A 17,971-nucleotide genomic window follows, 5' to 3' on the forward strand; every position below is an offset into this window, starting at 1 on the left:
GGCGTTGCCCCGGGATGAGCACAGCAGACAAGCCGACCGGCGCGGCGGAGACGATGAACTCCGCCGATCCCGCTTCGAAGATCACCGCGGCCAAGGTGCAGCAGGGCGGCACCACGCAGAATCCGAAGGCCAAGGTCCCCTCGGACCTCTATCCGGACCCGCCCGGCGTCACGGACACGACGCCGGGCGCGCCGGATGACTAGGCCTTCTTGAGCCGCGGCGGCTCGATCCCGGCCAGCTGGCACTGCGCATCCAGCATGGCCGAGAAATCCTTCTGCCCCCAGCCGCGCCCACGCGCGCTGCTGAAGGCCTCGCGCGCGATGGCCGCGACCGGCAGCGTCACCTTCGCCGCATTGGCCGCCTGGACGATCAGCGACAGGTCCTTGTGCGCCAGGTCGATCGAGAAGCCCGGCACGATGTCCCCGGCCAGCACCTTGTTCGGCCAGTTCACCTTGAGCTGCCCATTGGTCGCCGTGGTGCCGTGCAGCACCTCCAGCGTCTTCTCGAGGTCGAGGCCGAAGGCGGTCGCCAGGGACAGCGCCTCGGCATTGAGCTGGCACAGGATGATGGCGAGGTAGTTGTTCACCAGCTTGCTGCGGGTGCCGGCGCCCGGACCGCCGCAGTGATGCACGGTCGTGCCCATCGCCTCCAGCAGTGGTTTCACCCGCGCGAAATCGGCCTCGCTCGCGCCGACCATGAACAGCGATTCGCCGCGGTCGGCATGCCAGGCCAGCCGCCCGACCGGTGCGTCGACGAAGCCGATGCCCTTCGCCGCGCAGGCCGCGGCGAGCGCATCCGTCGTCTCCGGATCCACCGTCGACATGTCCATCACCACCGAGCCCGGCGCGAGGTTGGCCAGGATGCCCTCGCCGCCCAGGACCAGCGCCTGCACTTCCTTCGGCCCCGGCAGCATGGTCAGCACCACGTCGCTGGCCTTGGCGACCGCCGCGGCGCTGCCGGCCGAGGCGGCGCCGAGGGCTTCCAGCGCCGCCACCGGCCCCGGCGCGATGTCGTGCACCGTCAGCGGGAACTGCTTGCGGCGGATGTTCGAGGCCATGCCGCAGCCCATGCGCCCGAGCCCGATGAAACCAATCCTGTCACGCGCCTGGTCCATGCATTCTCACTCCCGAAAGGGCGCGGAGACTGGCATTGCGCGGGCCCCGGGGAAAGATGCGCCTCGTTGCGTCGGGCGGGCATTCCGCGCACTCTGCGGCAGTATCGCACCAAGGGAGATGTCCTGAATGGATCGCCGCCGCTTCATCGCGACGGGTGCCGCCGGCACCGCTGGCGCCGTCACGCTTGCCGCCCCGAAGCTCGCATCGGCCCAGCCGCGGATCCGCTGGCGCTGCCCGGGCAGCTTCCCGAAATCCCTCGACACCCTGTATGGCACGCAGGAATACATCGCCAGGCGGGTCTCCGAGATGACCGACGGCGCCTTCCAGATCCAGGTCTTCGGCCCCGGCGAGCTGGTGCCGGCCTTGCAGGTGCTGGATGCGGTCGGCAACGGCAACGTCGAATGCGGCTTTACCAGCGGCTACTACTACCTGGGCAAGGACCCCTCCCTGGCCCTCGTCACCTGCGTGCCATTCGGCCTTTCCTCCCGCCAGCACTGGGCCTGGCTGACCCATGGCGGCGGGCGCGAGCTCTATGCCGAGGTCTACCGTGACCAGGGCGTCATCGGCATCCCCGCCGGCAATACCGCGGCGCAGATGGGCGGCTGGTTCCGCAAGGAGATCAAGACCGTCGAGGATCTGAAGGGGCTGAAGTTCCGCATCGCCGGCTATGGCGGCAACGTGCTTAGCAAGCTCGGCGTCGTGACCCAGCAGATCGGCGGCCCGGACATCTACCCGGCGCTGGAGCGCGGCGTCATCGACGGCGCCGAATGGGTCGGGCCCTACGACGACGAGAAGCTCGGCTTCAACCGCGTCGCGCAGTTCTACTACTACCCCGGCTGGTGGGAGTATTCGCCCTCGATCGACCTGATGGTGAACGCCAAGGCCTACGAGGAGCTGCCGGCGCAGTACAAGGCCGTGCTGAACGCCGCCTGCACCGAGGGCTGGCACTGGATGGCGGCGCGCTACGACGTGCTGAACCCGGCCGCGCTGCGCCGGCTCATCGCCTCCGGCACCCAGCTTCGCGGCTTCCCGCGCGACGTGCTGACCGCCTGCTACCGCGCCAGCCAGGAACTCTACGCCGAGATCGGCGCGACCAATCCGCGCTTTAAGCGGATCCATGAGAAGTGGGATGCCTTCCGGCTGGAGCAGACCCAGTGGCTGCGGGTCGCCGAGGATTCGCTCGGCAACTTCCTCGCCGCGGCGACCGTGCAGCGGTAGCAACCGCCGGGCCATGGGCGCCGCCCATGGCCCGCCACGGACGTCGCGCTGCCGTGACGAATTTCGTTCGTTGTCCGACACTTCCTGTCTAGACTAGGGCCAGGTCGTCCGCCTCCGGGTTGAGAACGACCGCCGACAGGGAGTTTCGCGTTCATGAACCGCCGTGGCCTTCTGGCCGCGGGCGCCGCAGGATCGGTGCTCGCCGCCCCCAACCTTGCCAGTGCGCAGCCGCAGGTACTCTGGCGGTCCGCCGGCAGCTTCCCGAAATCCACCGACGTGCTCTGGGGCGTGCAGGAGATGATCTCCCGCCGCGTCGCCGAGCTGACCGGCGGCGCCTTCCAGATCCGTCCCTTCGCGGCCGGCGAGCTGGTCCCGGCGCTGCAGGTGATGGATGCGGTCGGCGGCGGTACGGTCGAGAGCGGCTATACCGCCGCCTACTACTACATCGGCAAGGATCCCAGCCTCGGCTTCGGTACCGAGATGCCCTTCGGCATGAACGCCCGCCAGCACCTTGCCTGGATCCACCAGGGCGGCGGCCGCGAAATGATGGAGGAGGTCTATCGCGACCAGGGCGTCATCGCCCTGCCGGCCAGCAATACCGGCGCCCAGATGGGCGGCTGGTTCCGGAAGGAGATGCGCACCGTCCAGGACCTGTCGGGCCTCAAGTTCCGCATCGGCGGGACCGGCGGGATGGTGCTGGCCAAGCTCGGCGTCATCGCCCAGCAGCTCGGCGCGCCGGATATCTACCCTTCTCTCGAACGCGGGGTGATCGACGGCGCCGAATGGGTCGGGCCGCATGACGACGAGAAGCTCGGCTTCAACCGCGTCGCCTCCTTCTACTACTACCCCGGCTGGTGGGAGCCCTGCTCGGAGGGCGACTTCATCATCAACACCAAGGCCTGGGAGGCGCTGCCCAAGGCCTACCAGCAGGTGCTGGAAGCGGTGGTGGGGGAGACCAACGTCTGGTCGGTCAGCCGGTACGACCACCTGAACGTGGCAGCGCTGCGCCGGCTGGTCGCCAACGGGGCGCAGCTCCGCCCCTATTCGCGGGACATCCTGCTCGCCTGCCACCGGGCCACGCAGGAGACCTACGCCGAGCTCGGCGACCGCAACCCGCGCTTCAAGCGGGTGCACGCCCATTGGGACCGGTTCCGCCGAGACTCGCAAAGCTGGTTCCGGGTGGCGGAGGACAGCAGCGCGAATTTCCTCTCGATCGCCGAGCGGAGCTGAGACGACGGGCCGGGGAGGTCGCCCTCCCCGGCCCCTCCGGTTCAGCGCGCCGGCATGCGGACGTGGCGGAGCTGGATGTAGTTGTCCGCGGTCTGCGGCACCTCCACGCCCTGACGGGCCGCCCAGACGATCTGCTGCTGGTGCAGCGGGATATAGGCGACGTCGTCCTGCAGGATCTTGCTCGCCTGGCTGATCATGGCCTGGCGCTTGGCGGCATCCGTCTCCACCGCGATCTGGTCGACCAGCGTGTCGAACTGCCGGTTCGAATAGCCGCCGTTGTTGAAGACGCCGCGGCTGCCGTCCCGCGTGCCGGCCAGGCTGAACAGCGCGTTGTGCGCATCGGAGGTCGTAGGCGTCCAACCCAGCATGTAGAAGCTAGTGTTGTAGCGCGGCCCGTTCACCTCGGCGAAGAAGCGGGCCCGGGTCTGGGCATTCAGGGTCACCCGGATGCCGACGCGGGCCAGCATGGCGACGGTGGCGGTGCAGATCGCCTCGTCGTTCACGTAGCGGTCGTTCGGGCAATCGAGCGTCACGCCGAAGCCGTTGGGATAGCCGGCCTCGGTCAGCAGCTTCTTCGCCTCGTTGATGTTTACCGGCGGGCGCACGTCGTCGGCCTCGACGAAGCCGTTCACCCCCGGACCATAGATCAGGTTGGACGGCCGCGACTGTCCGCGCATGACGGTGCGCTGGATGGCGTTGACGTCGATCGCCAGCAGCATGGCGCGGCGCACCCGCACGTCCTGGAAGGGGTTCTTGCCCTGCACGTCGGACTTCAGCAGCTGCGGCCGCATTTGGTCCAGGCCGAAGTAGATGGTCCGCAGCTCCGGCCCCTGGATGATGCGCACGCCCGGCGTCCGGTTGATGCGCTCCACGTCCTGCGGCGGGACGGTATAGACGAAGTCGACCTCGTTCGAGAGCAGCGCCGCGACGCGCGTCGCGTCATTGGCGATGATGTTCAGCTCGACCCGCTGGAGGTTGTGGGTCGGCTTGTCCCACCAGCCCGGGTTCGGCACCAGCACGGTGCGGCGGTCCGGCTCGCGGCTCTGCAGCAGGAAGGGGCCGGTGCCCATGGCGTTGCGGGTGGCGAAATTCTCCCCGCGCGCGGTCAGGTCGGCCGGGCGGGCGGCATCGTTCTTCTCGGCCCAGGCCTTGGAGAACATGCCCCAGTTGGTGATCTCCTGGATCAGGATGGGGTTCGGCGCCGAGGTCTCGAATTCGACGGTGTGGTCGTCGATCTTGCGGACCTCCTTCACCGAGGCCAGCACCGACTGGATGTTGGAGCCGGGCGCCCGGGCCCGCTGCGCGCTGAAGACCACGTCATCGGCGGTGAAGGGGCTGCCGTCGCTGAACTTCACGCCCTGGCGCAGATGGAAACGCCAGACGGTGGGGGAAGGCTGTTCCCAGCGTTCCGCCAGCGCCGGCTCCGGCTGCATCTGGGTGTTCCGCCGCACCAGCGGCTCATAGAAATTGGAGCCGAAGGCCAGCAGGAAGGTTTCCTGCCGGGTATAGGGATCCATCGAATTGACGTCACCGTCATTCGCCCAGCGGAAGGTCTGGGCTTGGGCAGTCAGGGCTGTCCCGCAGAGCAGGGCGGCAGCCAGGGCAAAACGACGCATTGTTGATGGATCTCCCAGACGATCGACGCGCCGGAAGGTAGCCCGGGATGCGGGGCCCGCAAAGCGAAACGGGGACCATTCGGTCCCCGTTTCTTCAACCCCAAACCCTGGATGAGAAGTTCAGGCGCGCAGCTTGGTCGGCAAACTGGCGACCGCGCTGTCGATCAGCGCCGCATCCGCCTTGGCGTCGACCCGCTCCGCGATCACGCTGCGTGCGGCCGCCACGGCGATCTCGGCCGCCGCGCCCCGCACTTCCGCCACCGCGCCGGCTTCCGCCGCGGCGATGCGGTCGAGTGCCATGCGCTCGCGCCGCTTCGCCGAAGCCTCAGCCTCCGTCGCTGCCGCTTCGGAGACCCGCTGGGCTTCCGCCTTGGCACGCGCCAGCAGATCGGTGGCTTCGACCAGCGCCGCGGCCCGGTCGGCCTCGGCCTGCTTCAGCAGGGCCTCGGCCTCGACCCGGAGGCGCGAGGCCTGGGCCAGGTCGGCCTTCACCTGCTCGGCACGGGCGTCGAGCATGCCGGTGAGCTTCGCCCAGGCCATCCGGCCGACCAGCAGCAGGAAGATGACGAAGCTGACCGCGACCCAGAACTTCGGGTCGAGGTAGAAATGCTCGTAGTGATGAGCCATCAGGCGCGCCCCCCGTTGGCAAGGCTGCGGGCCGCCAGCTCACGGTCCACCGCCGCGCCGACCGCCGCGGTATCGGTCTTGCCGATGAGCCGGGTGACCAGCGCATCGGCCGTCTCCGTCGCCACCTGACGCAGCGCACCCATGGCGGTGTCGCGGGCGGAGGTGATCTGGGCCTCGGCGGCCTCGATCTGCGCGGCCAGCTTGGCGTTGAGCGCCTCGGACCGGGCCGCCGCCTCGCTTTGTGCCTGGGTCGTCGCGGCGTTGATCGCGCCCTGCGCCTCGGCCCGCGCCTTGGCGGTCGCGGCCTGGTGCTCGGCCATCGCCGCATCGGCCCGCAGCTTCGCCGCCTGCGCCGTCTCGAGGTCGCCCTCGATCCGCGCCCGCCGCGCCGCCAGAACGCCCTCGACCTGCGGCAGCGCATATTGCGCCATCACGAGGTAGAGCGCCCCGAAGATGATCAGCATCCAGACGACCTGGGCGATCGTCCAGGGATTGGCGAAATCGAGCTGCGGCATGCCGCCGCCGCTCGATTCGGGCCGCCCGTGCTCGGCCGCCACCTGCGCCATGGCAGGCAGTGCCACCAAGCTCAGGACGATCGCGTACCGGATGGTCTTGTTCATGCTCGTCTCCCTTGCATGCCGGACGGCGGGCAGCAGCCTGCTGCCCGCCGGTCTCGCGGCAATGCTCAGGTGAAGAGGATGAGGAAGGCGATCAGCAGGGCGAACAGCGCCACCGCCTCGGTCAGGGCGAAGCCCAGGATGCCGATCGGGAACACGACGTCCCGGGCGCCCGGGTTGCGCGCCACGCTGCTGATCAGCGAGGAGAAGATGTTGCCGATCCCGAGACCGACGCCGAACAGCGCGATGACGGCGATACCGGCCCCGAGGGCCTTGGCGGCGGCGACTTCCATGAGAGTGTCCCTTCAGGGGTAGTGTGGTTGCGAGAGGTCTGTTCGACGGCGATCAGTGCAGATGGACCGCGTCGTGCAGGTAGATGCTGGTCAGGATGGCGAAGACATAGGCCTGCAGGAAGGCGACCAGGATCTCGAACCCGACCAGGGCAACATTCATCGCCAGCGGCAGGGCCGCGCCGATGATTCCGACGACGCCAAAGGCCCCGCCGATCATGACGACGAAGGTGGCGAACACCTTCAGCATGACGTGGCCGGCGACCATGTTGGCGAAGAGACGAACCGACAGGCTGATCGGCCGCGAGAGGTAGGAGATGACCTCGATCGGGATGATCAGCGGCGCCAGCGCGAGCGGGGCGCCTTCCGGCAGGAAGTAGCCGAAGAAATGCTTGCCGTGGATCACCAGCGCCACGACCGTGACCACCACGAAGACCAGCAGCGCCAGCGCCAGGGTCACCGCGATGTGGCTGGTGAAGGTGAAGGCGTAGGGCAGCAGGCCGAGCATGTTGCCGAAGAGCACGAACATGAAGATCGAGAACACGAAGGGGAAATACTTCCGCCCCTCGTCGCCGACCTGCCCGACCACGATGCCGTGGACGAACTCGTAGCCGCTTTCGGCCAGGGCCTGGATGCGGCCGGGGATGATGGCCCGCTTGGCGGTGCCCCAGAGCATGAGCGCGGTGATCAGCCCGAACACCAGCAGCATGTGGGCGTTCGACTGGCTGAAACGCACGGATTCGCCAAGGGCGCCGAGGAAGGGCGTGAGCTCGAACTGGCTCAGCGCGTCGATAGCTTTGCCTTCAGCGGCCACTGCTGCAACTCCCGCGTTTGACGCGCCTGAACCCTAGGAACCGGGACCTTTGCGGCCCCAGGTCTTGCGACTGCCAGGGGGCTTGAACAGCCGAAAGATGTTCATAACCCCGGCAGCAGCGCCTGCCACGAAGAACAGCAGGAAGAGCCAAGGCTTCGTCCCGAGCCACCGGTCCAGCATCAGCCCGATCACGACCCCGACCACCAGGGCCGAGACCAGTTCGACGCCGACACGGAACCCGATCCCCATCGGACCGGGCGGAAGACCCTGCTTGCCGCCTTCGCTTGGCTTGTCCAGACCCTGACGGGTCCGTGCCTCCCGAAGTCGTTGCTCGAAGCCGTCGCGCTCGTTCACCCTTGCTCCTCCCCGGACCCCGGCGGAAGGCATCGGGCTCGTAAGGCCCCCCCCGCGGAGTGTCAATCCGTCGCGGGCCTGCGCAGGCCGACGACAATGCTTTTCGTATGATTAATCCGCGGCAATCCGTCACACCGCCTCGAAGGCGCCGCTCTGCTGCCGCCACAGCCGGGCATAGACCCCGCCCTGGCGCAGCAGCGCCTCGTGCGTGCCCTCCTCGGCGATGCGGCCATGCTCCAGCACCACCAGCCGGTCCATGCGCGCAATGGTGGACAGCCGATGGGCGATGGCGATGACCGTCTTGCCCGCCATCAGCTCGGCCAGCTGGTCCTGGATCGCCGCCTCCACCTCCGAGTCCAGCGCGCTGGTCGCCTCGTCCAGCACCAGGATGGGGGCATCCTTCAGCAGCACCCGGGCGATGGCGATCCGCTGCCGCTGCCCGCCCGAGAGCTTCACCCCCCGCTCGCCGACATGGGCGTCGTAGCCCGACCGGCCGCGCCAGTCCTCGAGCTGGCCGATGAAGCCGGCCGCCGCCGCCCGGGCCGCGGCCGCCTCGACCTCGGCCATCCCGGCATCCGGCCGGCCGTAGCGGATGTTCTCCCGGACCGACCGGTGCAGCAGGGCGGTATCCTGCGTCACGACGCCGATGGCGCCGCGCAGGCTCTCCTGCGTCACCCCAGCGATGTCCTGGCCGTCGATCAGGATGCGGCCCGCCTCCGGGCGGAAGAAGCCCAGCAGCAGGTTCACCAGGGTGGACTTCCCCGCCCCCGAATGGCCGATCAGCCCGACCCGCTCGCCCGGCGCGATCCTGAGGTCCAGCGCCTGGATCACCCCGGTATCCCGGCCATAGGAGAAATCGACCGCCTCGAAGCGGATCTCGCCATGTGGCTTCCCTTGGGGCACCACCAGCGGCACCGCCCCCGGCGGGTCCGGCGCGGTCGGCGGCACGGCGATGGAGTTCATCGCCTCCTGCACCACGCCCAGGTTCTCGAAGATCGCGGTCACGTTGAAGGCGACCCAGCCGGAGATATTGGCGATCTGCCAGGCCATGGGCAGGGCGGTCGCCACCGCGGCCAGGCCGATCTGGCCATGGATCCAGAGCCAGATGCCGGTCGCCGCGGTCCCGGTGATCATCGACGCGTTCAGCAGCCCGAGGGCGAAGCCGTTCAGCGTGACCAGCCGCATCTGCCGCAGGAAGGCGGCGTTCAGCGCCTGCACCCCGTCGCGGACGAAGGCATCCTCCTGCGAGGCCCGGGCGAAGAGCTTGACCGTCTGGATATTGGTGTAGCTGTCGACGATGCGCCCGGTCAGCAGGCTGCGCTGCTCGGAGGCCTTGCGCGAGCGGTCCCGCATCCGCGGCACCAGCACCCGCAGCAGCCCGGCATAGGCGAGGAACCAGACCGCGATGGGCATGGCCAGCCGCCAGTCCGCGTCCCCCAGCAGGAGCAGCGCCGCGGTGCCGTAGACCAGGATGTACCAGACGGCGTTCACCACCTGGACCACGCTTTCGCGCAGCGCCGGCCCGGCCTGCATCACCCGGTTGGCGACCCGGCCGGAGAAATCCTCCTGGAAGAAGGGCAGGCCCTGGCGGACCACCTGCCAATGGCTCTGCCAGCGGACCAGGGAGGTGAAATTGCCGTTGATCCCCTGCTGGGTGATCAGGTTCTGCAGCAGGATCGCCCCGGGCCGGCCCAGCAGGATGACCGCCGCCATCACCAGCAGGCTGCCCCCGGCCTCCGCCCACAGGGTCTCCGGCGCATGGCTCCCGAGCAGCGCCACCAGCCGGCCGATCATGGCCGGAAGGGCGGCATCCAGCAGCGCCACCAGCAGCCCGGCGACGAAGAGCGCGGCGAAGAGCAGCTTCGCCTGGCGGATGAAATGCCAGTAGAACCCGGCCAGGCTGCGTGGCGGGGGCGCCTCCGGCACCGGCGTGCCGAGCAGTCGCGCGGCGCGGGTTCCCGGCGCGGCCACCGGATCCACCAGTCGTTCGAAGAAGCGGAAGGGCATTCCGGCACAACGCCCGGCGCCCGGCGGCAGGTCAAGCCTCGGCGGGCCATGACGCCGCCCTGGCCCGGTGCCGACCAGCTCCGCCGCGAGACGTGATCCGGCGGAGCCGCCGTCCCCGGGCAGGACGGCACGCAGGGGGGGGGGCGGATTTTCATGCCGGTTTCGCACCAAAACCCTGCGTGTGGCCCAGCTTTCGCCCCGCCCACGTATTGACGGCGGCAGGGCATGCGCCCAATTCCCATCTCAGGCCGAGGCACCCTGGCTGCGCCGGCGGTCGCCCCGGAGAGCGGATGCTTCCCGGTGCGTGCCGACCCGGAGGGCAGCCCGCCCATCGGTAGCTTCGCTTCCGGAGAGGCCATGACCCGCGTGAACATCGCCCAGCCGGACATCACCCTGATGCTCGACAACGACGGCGTCATCCGCGGCGCCTCCCTCTCCAACGGCATGGAAGCCGAAGGCTTCGACGATTGGCTCGGCCGTCCCTGGGCGGAGACGGTGGGGGAGGTCGGCGGCGACCGGGTCCGCCGGATGCTGGATGACGCCCGCCGCAACGGCGTTTCCGCCTTCCGCCAGGTCACCCAGCGCTTCCCCAGCGGCCTTGAGATGCCGGTCGAGTACACCACCGTCCGGCTCGGCGGCGCCGCCGGGTTGCTGGCCGTGGGCAAGAACCTCCAGGCCGTCGCCGAATTGCAGGCCCGCCTCATCGCCGCCCAGCAGGCGCGGGAGCAGGACTACTGGAAGCTGCGCGAGATCGAGACCCGCTCCCGCCTGCTGTTCGACGCCTCCTCCGAGGCGGTGCTGCTGGTCCGCGCCGATACGCTGAAGATCGTCGAGGCCAATCCGGCGGCGATCCGCGCCCTGGGCATGGCCCCCGGCTGGGAATTCCTGCGCGAGGTCGCCCCGCGCGACCAGGAGGCGCTGCAGAACATGCTGCAGCGGGCCCGCAAGCACGGCAGGGTCCCCGGCATCCTCATCCATGTCGGCGCCGACCAGGCCCCCTGGGTGGTGCGAGCCTCGATGATGACGGCGGAGCCCGGCCTGGTCTTCCTGCTCCAGCTCGGCCACGTCGGCGCGCCGCTGCCCGCCCCGGCGCCCGGCAGCGGCATCCCGCTGGATGAGCTGATGGACCGGCTGCCAGACGCCTTCCTGGTGCTGGACCCGCAGGGCGGCATCCGCCGCGCCAACCAGGCTTTCCTCAACCTGGTGCAGGTCACCACCGAATCCTCGATCATCGGCGAGAAGCTCGGCCGCTGGCTGTCCCAGCCCGGTGCCGCCGCCTCCATGCTCTTTGCCCAGCTGCAGCAGCACGGCAGCATCCGCCTGTTCTCGACCCAGCTCACCGGCGACCTCGGCGCCGAGGCCGAGGTCGAGATCTCGGCCGCCGGCCTCGCCGAGGCCGGCGGCCCCTTCATCGCCATGGTGATCCGCGACATCAGCCGCCGGCTGCCGATGCACGATGTGCAGGACCGGCTGCGGGCGGCGCTCGGCGCCGTCGCCGAGCGCATCGGCAAGACCCCGCTGCCGCTGATGGTGCGCGACACCGCCGAGGTGGTGGAGCGGCACTGCATCGAGACCGCCCTCCGGCTGACCCAGGGCAAGCGCACCGCCGCGGCCGAGATGCTGGGGCTCAGCCGCCAGAGCCTCTATGCCAAGCTGGAACGCTATGGCATCGACGATGCACCGGAAGGGGCGCGGGAGGCGACTGGGTGAACCGGGGGTTCACGCAGGCTCCCTTCCCGGCGCCGGGCTTCGGCGAGGCCGACCTCTCGAACTGCGAGCGGGAGCAGATCCATCTCGCCGCCTCGATCCAGCCGCACGGCGCCCTGCTGCTGATACGGGAGGCGGACGGGGTGGTGGTGCAGGCCAGCGCCAATGCCGGCACGCTGCTGGGCCTGCCGGAGGGTGTCCTCGGCCTGCCGCTGGCGGCGCTGGGGGGCAACCTGGCGGAGCGGATCGCGCCGCACCTCGCCGAGCCGCTGCAGACCCTGGCCACCGCGATCCGCTGCCGGGCCGGCCGGCCCGCGGCCAGCTTCGACGGCACCCTGCACCGCCCGGCCGGCGGCGGCCTCATCATCGAGCTGGAGCCGGCCGGCGAGGCCGGCGACCGCACCGCTCTGGTGGAGCGCATGCTGCAGGCGGTGCTCGGCACTTATTCGCCACGGGTGCTCTGCGACGAGGCGGCGCGGCTGTTCCGGGAGGTCACCGGCTACGACCGGGTGATGATCTACCGCTTCGACGACGAAGGCCATGGCGAGGTGGTCGCCGAGGACCGCCGCCCGGAGCTCGAGCCCTATCTCGGCAACCGCTACCCCGCGACCGACATCCCGCAGATCGCCCGCCGCCTCTATGAGCGCAACCGGGTGCGGGTCACGGCCGATGTCGGCTATGCGCCGGTGCCGCTGGTCCCGCGCCTCTCGCCCCTGACGGGCGAGGAGCTGGACATGTCGCTCTGCATCCTCCGCAGCATCTCGCCGATGCATGTGCAGTACCTGAAGAACATGGGCGTGGCGGCGACGCTGGTCGCCTCGCTGATGGTCGGCGGCAGGCTCTGGGGCCTGGTCGCCTGCCACCATGACACGCCGCGGCTGGCCCCCTACGGCGTCCGCGCCGCCGCCGACCTGCTGGCCGAGGCGGTCGGCACCCGGCTCGCCGCCCTCGAATGCTTCGTCCAGGCCCAGGCGGAGCTCTCGGTCCGCCGGCTGGAGCAGCGGATGATCGAGGCGATCTCGCGCGAGGGCGACTGGCGGTCCGCGCTGTTCGACAACGCCCATACCCTGCTGCAGCCGGTCGGCGCGACCGGCGCGGCCCTGCTGTTTGAGGGCGAGACCCTCACCGCCGGCGAGGTACCGGCCACCGCCGACCTGCGCGAGCTGGGCCGCTGGCTGGATGGCGCGCCGCGCTCCGCCAGCCATGGCCCGGTCGTCGCCAGCACCGCGCTCGGGCTGGAGGAGCCGCGCTTCGCCCGGCTGATCCCGATCGCCAGCGGCGTGCTGGCGACCCCGGTCTCCACCTCCCCCGGCGAGTACCTGGTGTGGTTCCGCCCGGAGCAGGTCCGCACCGTCACCTGGGGCGGCGACCCGAACAAGCCGGTGGTGGTCGGCGACGATCCGGCCGAGCTCTCGCCCCGCCGCTCCTTCGCCCAGTGGCACCAGGTGGTGGAGGCCACCGCCGAGCCCTGGACGCCGACCGACCTCGCCACCGCCAGGCTGGTGGGGGCGACCGTCGCCGACGTGGTGCTGCAATTCCGCTCGGTGCGGATGCTGATCGCCCAGGACCAGCTCAACCAGGTGCGCCAGCAGGTCGGCATCTCGGACCAGCCGGTGGTGGTGGCCGACGCCGCGGGGCGCATTCAGCTCTCCAACGCCGCCTTCGACCGGCTGCTCCCCCGGCCGCGCCACAGCCCGGGGGAAGCGGCGGCGGTGCACATCGAGGCGCTGCTGCCGCATTTCGAGGAGGCGCCGGAGGTGCTGCGGCGGATGCGGGACGTGCTCGAGAATGCCCGCAACTGGCGCGGCGAGGTCCGCATCCGCACCCCGGAGGGTGCCCGGCCGATGCTGGTGCGGGCCGACCCGGTCTATTCCGCGCCGGAGCGGGTGCTCGGCTTCGTCTTCCTCTTCACCGACCTCACCGAGCGCAAGGCCGCCGATGCCGCCCGCCGGCGGTTCCAGGAGGGTATCCTGGCGGAGCAGCAGCCGAAGCCCGGCCGGCTGGATTCCGCCGCCGACTTGGTCTTCCGCAACCTGCTGGCCACCGTGGTCGAGAATGCCCAGCTCGCCGCGCTCGAGATCACCGATGGCGTCGACGTCGCCCGCATCCCGGCCATGCTGGACAGCGTCCGCGCCTCCGCCGCCCGCACCGCCGTGGTGCTCGAGCACCTGATCCGCCACGCGGTCCATGCCACCGCCCCCGAGCCGGGCGCCGACCCGGCCTACGACCGGGGCCCGGGCTGACCGTGGCCGCTGCCGGCGCCCGCATGCTGCTGCGGGAGGCGACCGCCGAGGTGCATGCCCGGTTGCATGGGGTGCCGGCCTTCCGGGCCCTGGCCGAGGGACGGCTCAGCCTGCCGGCCTATGGCGCCCTGCTGGGCCGCCTGCTGGGCTTCCATGCCGCCGTCGAGGCCGCGCTCGCCGCCGCGCCAAGCCTGCTGCCCTACGGCATCGACCTGGCCGAGCGCGGCCGCAGCGCGGCGCTGCGGGCCGACCTCGCCGCGCTCGGCCTGACGCCGCCGGAGTACCCGCCGCTGGCGCCGGTGCCCAGGCTGGATACGGCCGCCCGGGCGCTCGGCTGCCTCTACGTGACCGAGGGCTCGACGCTCGGCGGCCGCCAGCTGGCCCGCGGCCTGGACCCGCTGCTGCCGGGGGGCGGCGAGGCCGGGCGCGCCTTCCTGCTCGGCCATGGTGCCCGGCACGGCGCCATGTGGCAGGCCTGCTGCGCCGCGGTCGAGGCCTGCGGCAGCGAGCCTGGCGGCCTGGCCGGCATGGCCGCGGCGGCCGGCGAGACCTTCGCCGCCTTCGAGGCCTGGTTCGCCCCGGGCGCCGGGGGCTTGCCGCAGCATGGCCCGGCCCCGGCGGCCGCCTCGGGCGAGGCCCGGGCAGGGGGCCGCCGCCGGCCGGGCTAATTCCGCGCCAAAGCAAACGCCTAAGCCTTGGTTCCGGGCAGTCCGGCGGCCAGCATTCCACTCTAGCGGTGGCGGCCCGCCCCGGCTAAGGAACGGCCATGTTGCGCCCCGCCCCCCGCGTCCGAGCCGCCGCCCCCGCCGCCCTGCTGGCGACCGCCCTCTGGGGCATCGCCGTCGCGGCCCAGGCGCAGATCCCGCCGCATTCCCAGGCGGCGGGCCAGGCGGCGACCCAGAGCAACCGCATCGTCGCCGTGGTGAACGGCGAGGTGGTGAGCCGATCCGACATCATCGGCCGGGCGCGGCTCTTTGCCCTCAACGCCGGCATCGCGGTGGCGCCCGAGGTGCTCGACCGGCTGACCCCGCAGGTCACCCGCCTGCTGATCGACGAGCGGCTGCGCCTGCAGGAGGTGCAGCGCCGCCGCCTGCCGGTGACCGATGCCGAGGTCGCCGAGCAGATCGCCGAGCTGGAGCAGCGCAACAACCTGCCGAACGGCGCGCTGCGGGCGCAGCTCCAGCAGATCGGCATCCAGCCGCGGGTGCTCTATGACCAGATCCGCACCCAGATCGGCTGGGGCCGCCTGCTGCGCCAGCAGCTCGGGCCCAATGCGGTCCCGGCGGATGCCGAGGTCCAGGACCAGATCCGCAACGCCAAGGCCCGGGCGGGGCAGCCGGAATTCCTGGTTTCCGAGATCTTCATCCCGATCGACGACCCGCGCACCGAGCCAGAGACCCGCCGCTTCGTCGACGAGGTGATCCGCCAGCTCCGCGCCGGCACCGCCTTCCCGGTGGCGGCCACCCAGTTCAGCCAGGCGCAGACCGCGCTGCAGGGCGGTGACCTCGGCTGGATCCGCAAGGAGGACGTGGACCCCGAGGTCGCCGCGGTGATCGAGCGCATGCCGCCCGGCGCCATCAGCAACGCCATCAAGGTGCCCGGCGGCTACCAGATCGTCGCCCTGCGGCAGCGCCGCGAATCCGGCCGCGACCTGGCGACGCTGCTGACCGTCCGCCAGGCCTATTTCCCCTTCTCCAGCGCGCTGGACCCGAACAACCCGACGCAGCAGCAGCGTGACCAGGTGGACAAGGCCCAGCGGCTCGCCGCCGGCGCCCGCAGCTGCGACGCGGTGGAGCAGGCGGCCCGCGGCGGCTCCGGCGCCGACCGGCCGGTGGACCCCGGCCAGATCCGGCTCGAGACCGTCACCCCGCCGCCGCTGCGCGCCATGCTGGCCAGCCTCACCCCGGGCAAGGCCTCGCAGCCGATCCTGACGCCCGAGGGGGTGATGGTGATGATGGTCTGCACCAAGGAGCAGCGGAACCTGGCGGAGTTCACGCCCGAGCAGGCGCAGCAGCAACTGCTGCGGGACCGGGTGGAGCTGCTGAGCCGCCAGCTGCAGCGCGACCTGCGCCGGCGCGCGCAGATCGAGATGCGGAACTGACCGGCATTCCTCCCGAGGGGCTTCCCTCCCTCAAGGACACCATCGCCCGGCACGGGCTGGAGGCGCGGAAGTCGCTCGGCCAGCACTTCCTGCTGGACGAGGGAATCTGCCGCCGCATCGCGACCCTGGCCGGCGACCTGACCGGCCGGCACGTGCTGGAGGTCGGCCCCGGCCCCGGCGGCCTGACCCGCGCCCTGCTGGCCGGCCCGGCCGAGACGGTTGTCGCGGTGGAGCTCGACCGCCGCGCGGTGGCGGCGCTGGCCGAGCTGGAAGCGGCCCATCCCGGCCGGCTCACGGTGATCGAGGCGGATGCGCTCGGCATCGACGTCGCCGCGCTGCTGCCGGCGCCGCGCGTCATCCTGGCCAACCTGCCCTACAACGTGGCGACGCCGCTGCTGGTCGGCTGGCTGCGCCATGCCGCGGGCATCGGCGGCATGGCCCTGATGTTCCAGCAGGAAGTGGCCGAGCGCATCTGCGCCGCGCCGGATACCGGCGCCTATGGCCGGCTGGCGGTGCTGGCCCAGTGGCGCTGCCGATGCGAGCTGCTGCTGCGGCTGCCGCCCGGCGCCTTCACCCCGCCGCCCAAGATCTGGTCCGCCGTGGTCGGCTTCACCCCGCACCCGGAGGATCCCGGCGATGCCCTGTTCCGGGCGATGGAGCGGCTGACCGCGGCCGCCTTCGGCCAGCGGCGCAAGATGCTGCGGGGCTCGCTGAAGTCGCTCGGCGATCCGGAAGGGCTGCTGGCGGCGGCCGGGATCGAGGGGCAGCGGCGAGCGGAGACGCTGACGGTGCCGGAATTCGACCGGCTGGCGCGGATCCTCGCGGCCCGCGCCGCGGGGTAGGACGGATCACCCGCCGTTCCGCCCCGGCACAATCCGCCACCCTGAAGCCCGCTTCCTGCTAAGCAGCCCCGATGATCCCAGACAAAGCCTTCGAGATATTCCTGGTGACCGTGCCGGGCCTGGAGCCGGCCCTCTGCGCGGAGGTGCGGCTCAAGGGGTTCAAGCAGCCGAAGGCCATCCCCGGCGGCGTCGTCCTCAAGGGCGGCTGGCCCGAGGTCTGGCGCGCCAACCTCTGGGTCCGCGGCGCCGGGCGGGTGCTGGCGCGGCTCGACCAATTCCCGGTCGTCCATCTCGCGCATCTCGACAGCCGCGCCCGTGCCATCCCCTGGGCCAGCGTCCTGCGCCCCGACGTGCCCTTCCGGGTCGAGGCCTCCTGCAGCAAGTCGCGCATCTACCACAGCGATGCCGCGGCCGAGCGCATCGTGACCGCCATCCGGGAGACGCTGGGCGCGCCGCATGCGGCGGATGCCGCCGTGCTGGTCCGCGCCCGCATCGACCACGACATCTGCACCATCAGCGTCGATACCTCGGGTGAGCCGCTCTACAAGCGCGGCTACAAGCGGGCGGTCAATCCGGCGCCGATGCGGGAGACCATGGCCTCGCTGTTCCTGCAGGAATGCGGCTACACCGGCCAGGAACCGCTGCTCGACCCGATGTGCGGCGCCGGCACCTTCGTCATCGAGGCGGCGGAGATCGCCGCAAGGCTCAACCCCGGCCGCGCCCGCCATTTCGCCTTCGAGCAATTGGCCACCTTCGATGCCGCCGCCTGGCAGGCCATGCGGGCGGTGAAGAGCAGCCGGACGCCGGCCGCCGGCTGCCACGGCAGCGACCGCGATGGCGGCGCCATCGAGATGAGCCGCGCCAATGCCGAGCGCGCCGGGGTCGCCGGGATCACCACGTTCCGTGAGGCGAGCATCGCCGAGCTGAACCCGCCCGCCGGGCCGCCCGGCCTGGTCATCGTCAACCCGCCCTATGGCACCCGCCTCGGCGAGAAGGACACGCTCGGCCCGCTGTACCAGTCGCTCGGGCAGACGCTGCTGCGCCGCTTCGCCGGCTGGCGCGTTGGCCTCATCGCCAGCGATCCCGCGCTGGCGCAGGCGACCGGCCTGCCCTTCCTGCCGGGCGGCCTGCCGGTGCCGCATGGCGGGCTGCGGATTTCGCTGTACCGGACCGCGAAGCTGGGCTGATCG

17 protein-coding genes are annotated in these 17,971 nt (G+C 71.1%); 9 read left to right on the plus strand and 8 right to left on the minus strand.

Features of this window, described 5'->3' with window-relative positions:
* Positions 1-14 precede the first annotated feature (14 nt).
* The gene (locus tag QWZ14_RS03450; RefSeq protein WP_290315169.1) at positions 15-203 is read left to right on the plus strand and encodes a hypothetical protein; all 189 of its coding nucleotides are present in this window, start codon (positions 15-17) and stop codon (positions 201-203) included.
* On the opposite strand, the gene QWZ14_RS03455 is transcribed toward QWZ14_RS03450, so the two are convergent.
* On the minus strand, positions 200-1,114 hold the full coding sequence (locus tag QWZ14_RS03455) for an NAD(P)-dependent oxidoreductase (protein ID WP_290315170.1): 915 nt from the start codon (positions 1,112-1,114) through the stop codon (positions 200-202). The genes QWZ14_RS03450 and QWZ14_RS03455 overlap by 4 nt on opposite strands.
* Before the next feature lie 127 nt (positions 1,115-1,241).
* Between QWZ14_RS03455 and QWZ14_RS03460 the strand changes: the two genes are divergently transcribed.
* Both QWZ14_RS03460 and QWZ14_RS03465 read left to right on the plus strand, forming a co-directional pair.
* Complete coding sequence (locus tag QWZ14_RS03460; protein WP_290315171.1) at positions 1,242-2,333, plus strand: TRAP transporter substrate-binding protein; 1,092 nt, start codon at positions 1,242-1,244, stop codon at positions 2,331-2,333.
* A 153-nt stretch (positions 2,334-2,486) separates the two neighbouring features.
* Positions 2,487-3,563, plus strand: coding sequence for a TRAP transporter substrate-binding protein (locus tag QWZ14_RS03465; protein ID WP_290315172.1), 1,077 nt, complete (start codon positions 2,487-2,489; stop codon positions 3,561-3,563).
* Between the two features lie 41 nt (positions 3,564-3,604).
* On the opposite strand, the gene QWZ14_RS03470 is transcribed toward QWZ14_RS03465, so the two are convergent.
* The 7 genes from QWZ14_RS03470 to QWZ14_RS03500 form a co-directional block, all read right to left on the minus strand.
* Positions 3,605-5,179 (minus strand): ABC transporter substrate-binding protein, encoded by a 1,575-nt coding sequence (locus QWZ14_RS03470; protein WP_290315173.1) that lies wholly within the window; start codon positions 5,177-5,179, stop codon positions 3,605-3,607.
* 120 nt (positions 5,180-5,299) lie between these two features.
* The gene (locus QWZ14_RS03475) at positions 5,300-5,806 is read right to left on the minus strand and encodes a F0F1 ATP synthase subunit B family protein (protein WP_290315174.1); all 507 of its coding nucleotides are present in this window, start codon (positions 5,804-5,806) and stop codon (positions 5,300-5,302) included.
* On the minus strand, positions 5,806-6,426 hold the full coding sequence (locus QWZ14_RS03480; protein WP_290315175.1) for a F0F1 ATP synthase subunit B family protein: 621 nt from the start codon (positions 6,424-6,426) through the stop codon (positions 5,806-5,808). Before QWZ14_RS03480 ends, QWZ14_RS03475 begins: the two co-directional genes overlap by 1 nt.
* Positions 6,427-6,491: 65 nt before the next feature.
* Positions 6,492-6,716 (minus strand): ATP synthase subunit C family protein, encoded by a 225-nt coding sequence (locus QWZ14_RS03485; RefSeq protein WP_290315176.1) that lies wholly within the window; start codon positions 6,714-6,716, stop codon positions 6,492-6,494.
* 52 nt (positions 6,717-6,768) lie between these two features.
* The gene (locus QWZ14_RS03490) at positions 6,769-7,527 is read right to left on the minus strand and encodes a F0F1 ATP synthase subunit A (RefSeq protein WP_290315177.1); all 759 of its coding nucleotides are present in this window, start codon (positions 7,525-7,527) and stop codon (positions 6,769-6,771) included.
* 33 nt (positions 7,528-7,560) lie between these two features.
* Positions 7,561-7,881: an AtpZ/AtpI family protein gene (locus QWZ14_RS03495; protein WP_290315178.1), complete on the minus strand. Its 321-nt coding sequence runs from the start codon at positions 7,879-7,881 to the stop codon at positions 7,561-7,563.
* Positions 7,882-8,010: 129 nt separating this feature from the next.
* A complete protein-coding gene (locus QWZ14_RS03500) occupies positions 8,011-9,888 on the minus strand; it encodes an ABC transporter ATP-binding protein (RefSeq protein WP_290315179.1) in 1,878 nt (625 codons plus the stop codon).
* Between the two features lie 357 nt (positions 9,889-10,245).
* Between QWZ14_RS03500 and ppsR the strand changes: the two genes are divergently transcribed.
* From ppsR to QWZ14_RS03530, 6 genes are all read left to right on the plus strand, one after another.
* Positions 10,246-11,598 carry a transcriptional regulator PpsR gene (gene ppsR / locus QWZ14_RS03505; protein ID WP_290315180.1) on the plus strand — a complete coding sequence of 451 codons (1,353 nt, stop codon included), beginning with the start codon at positions 10,246-10,248 and terminating at the stop codon, positions 11,596-11,598.
* Positions 11,595-13,838, plus strand: a complete 2,244-nt coding sequence (locus QWZ14_RS03510; RefSeq protein WP_290315181.1) for a PAS domain-containing sensor histidine kinase — start codon at positions 11,595-11,597, stop codon at positions 13,836-13,838. The genes ppsR and QWZ14_RS03510 overlap by 4 nt, the downstream gene beginning before the upstream one ends.
* A 2-nt stretch (positions 13,839-13,840) precedes the next feature.
* Positions 13,841-14,506, plus strand: a complete 666-nt coding sequence (locus QWZ14_RS03515; RefSeq protein ID WP_290315182.1) for a biliverdin-producing heme oxygenase — start codon at positions 13,841-13,843, stop codon at positions 14,504-14,506.
* Positions 14,507-14,604: 98 nt separating this feature from the next.
* On the plus strand, positions 14,605-15,939 hold the full coding sequence (locus QWZ14_RS03520; protein WP_290315183.1) for a peptidylprolyl isomerase: 1,335 nt from the start codon (positions 14,605-14,607) through the stop codon (positions 15,937-15,939).
* A 5-nt stretch (positions 15,940-15,944) separates the two neighbouring features.
* Positions 15,945-16,781, plus strand: coding sequence for a 16S rRNA (adenine(1518)-N(6)/adenine(1519)-N(6))-dimethyltransferase RsmA (rsmA, locus tag QWZ14_RS03525; protein WP_408903630.1), 837 nt, complete (start codon positions 15,945-15,947; stop codon positions 16,779-16,781).
* 71 nt (positions 16,782-16,852) lie between these two features.
* A complete protein-coding gene (locus QWZ14_RS03530) occupies positions 16,853-17,968 on the plus strand; it encodes a THUMP domain-containing class I SAM-dependent RNA methyltransferase (protein ID WP_290315184.1) in 1,116 nt (371 codons plus the stop codon).
* Positions 17,969-17,971: the final 3 nt, after the last annotated feature.

It is taken from the genome of Paeniroseomonas aquatica, from assembly GCF_030409335.1.
Taxonomy (GTDB): Bacteria; Pseudomonadota; Alphaproteobacteria; order Acetobacterales; family Acetobacteraceae; genus Belnapia; species Belnapia aquatica.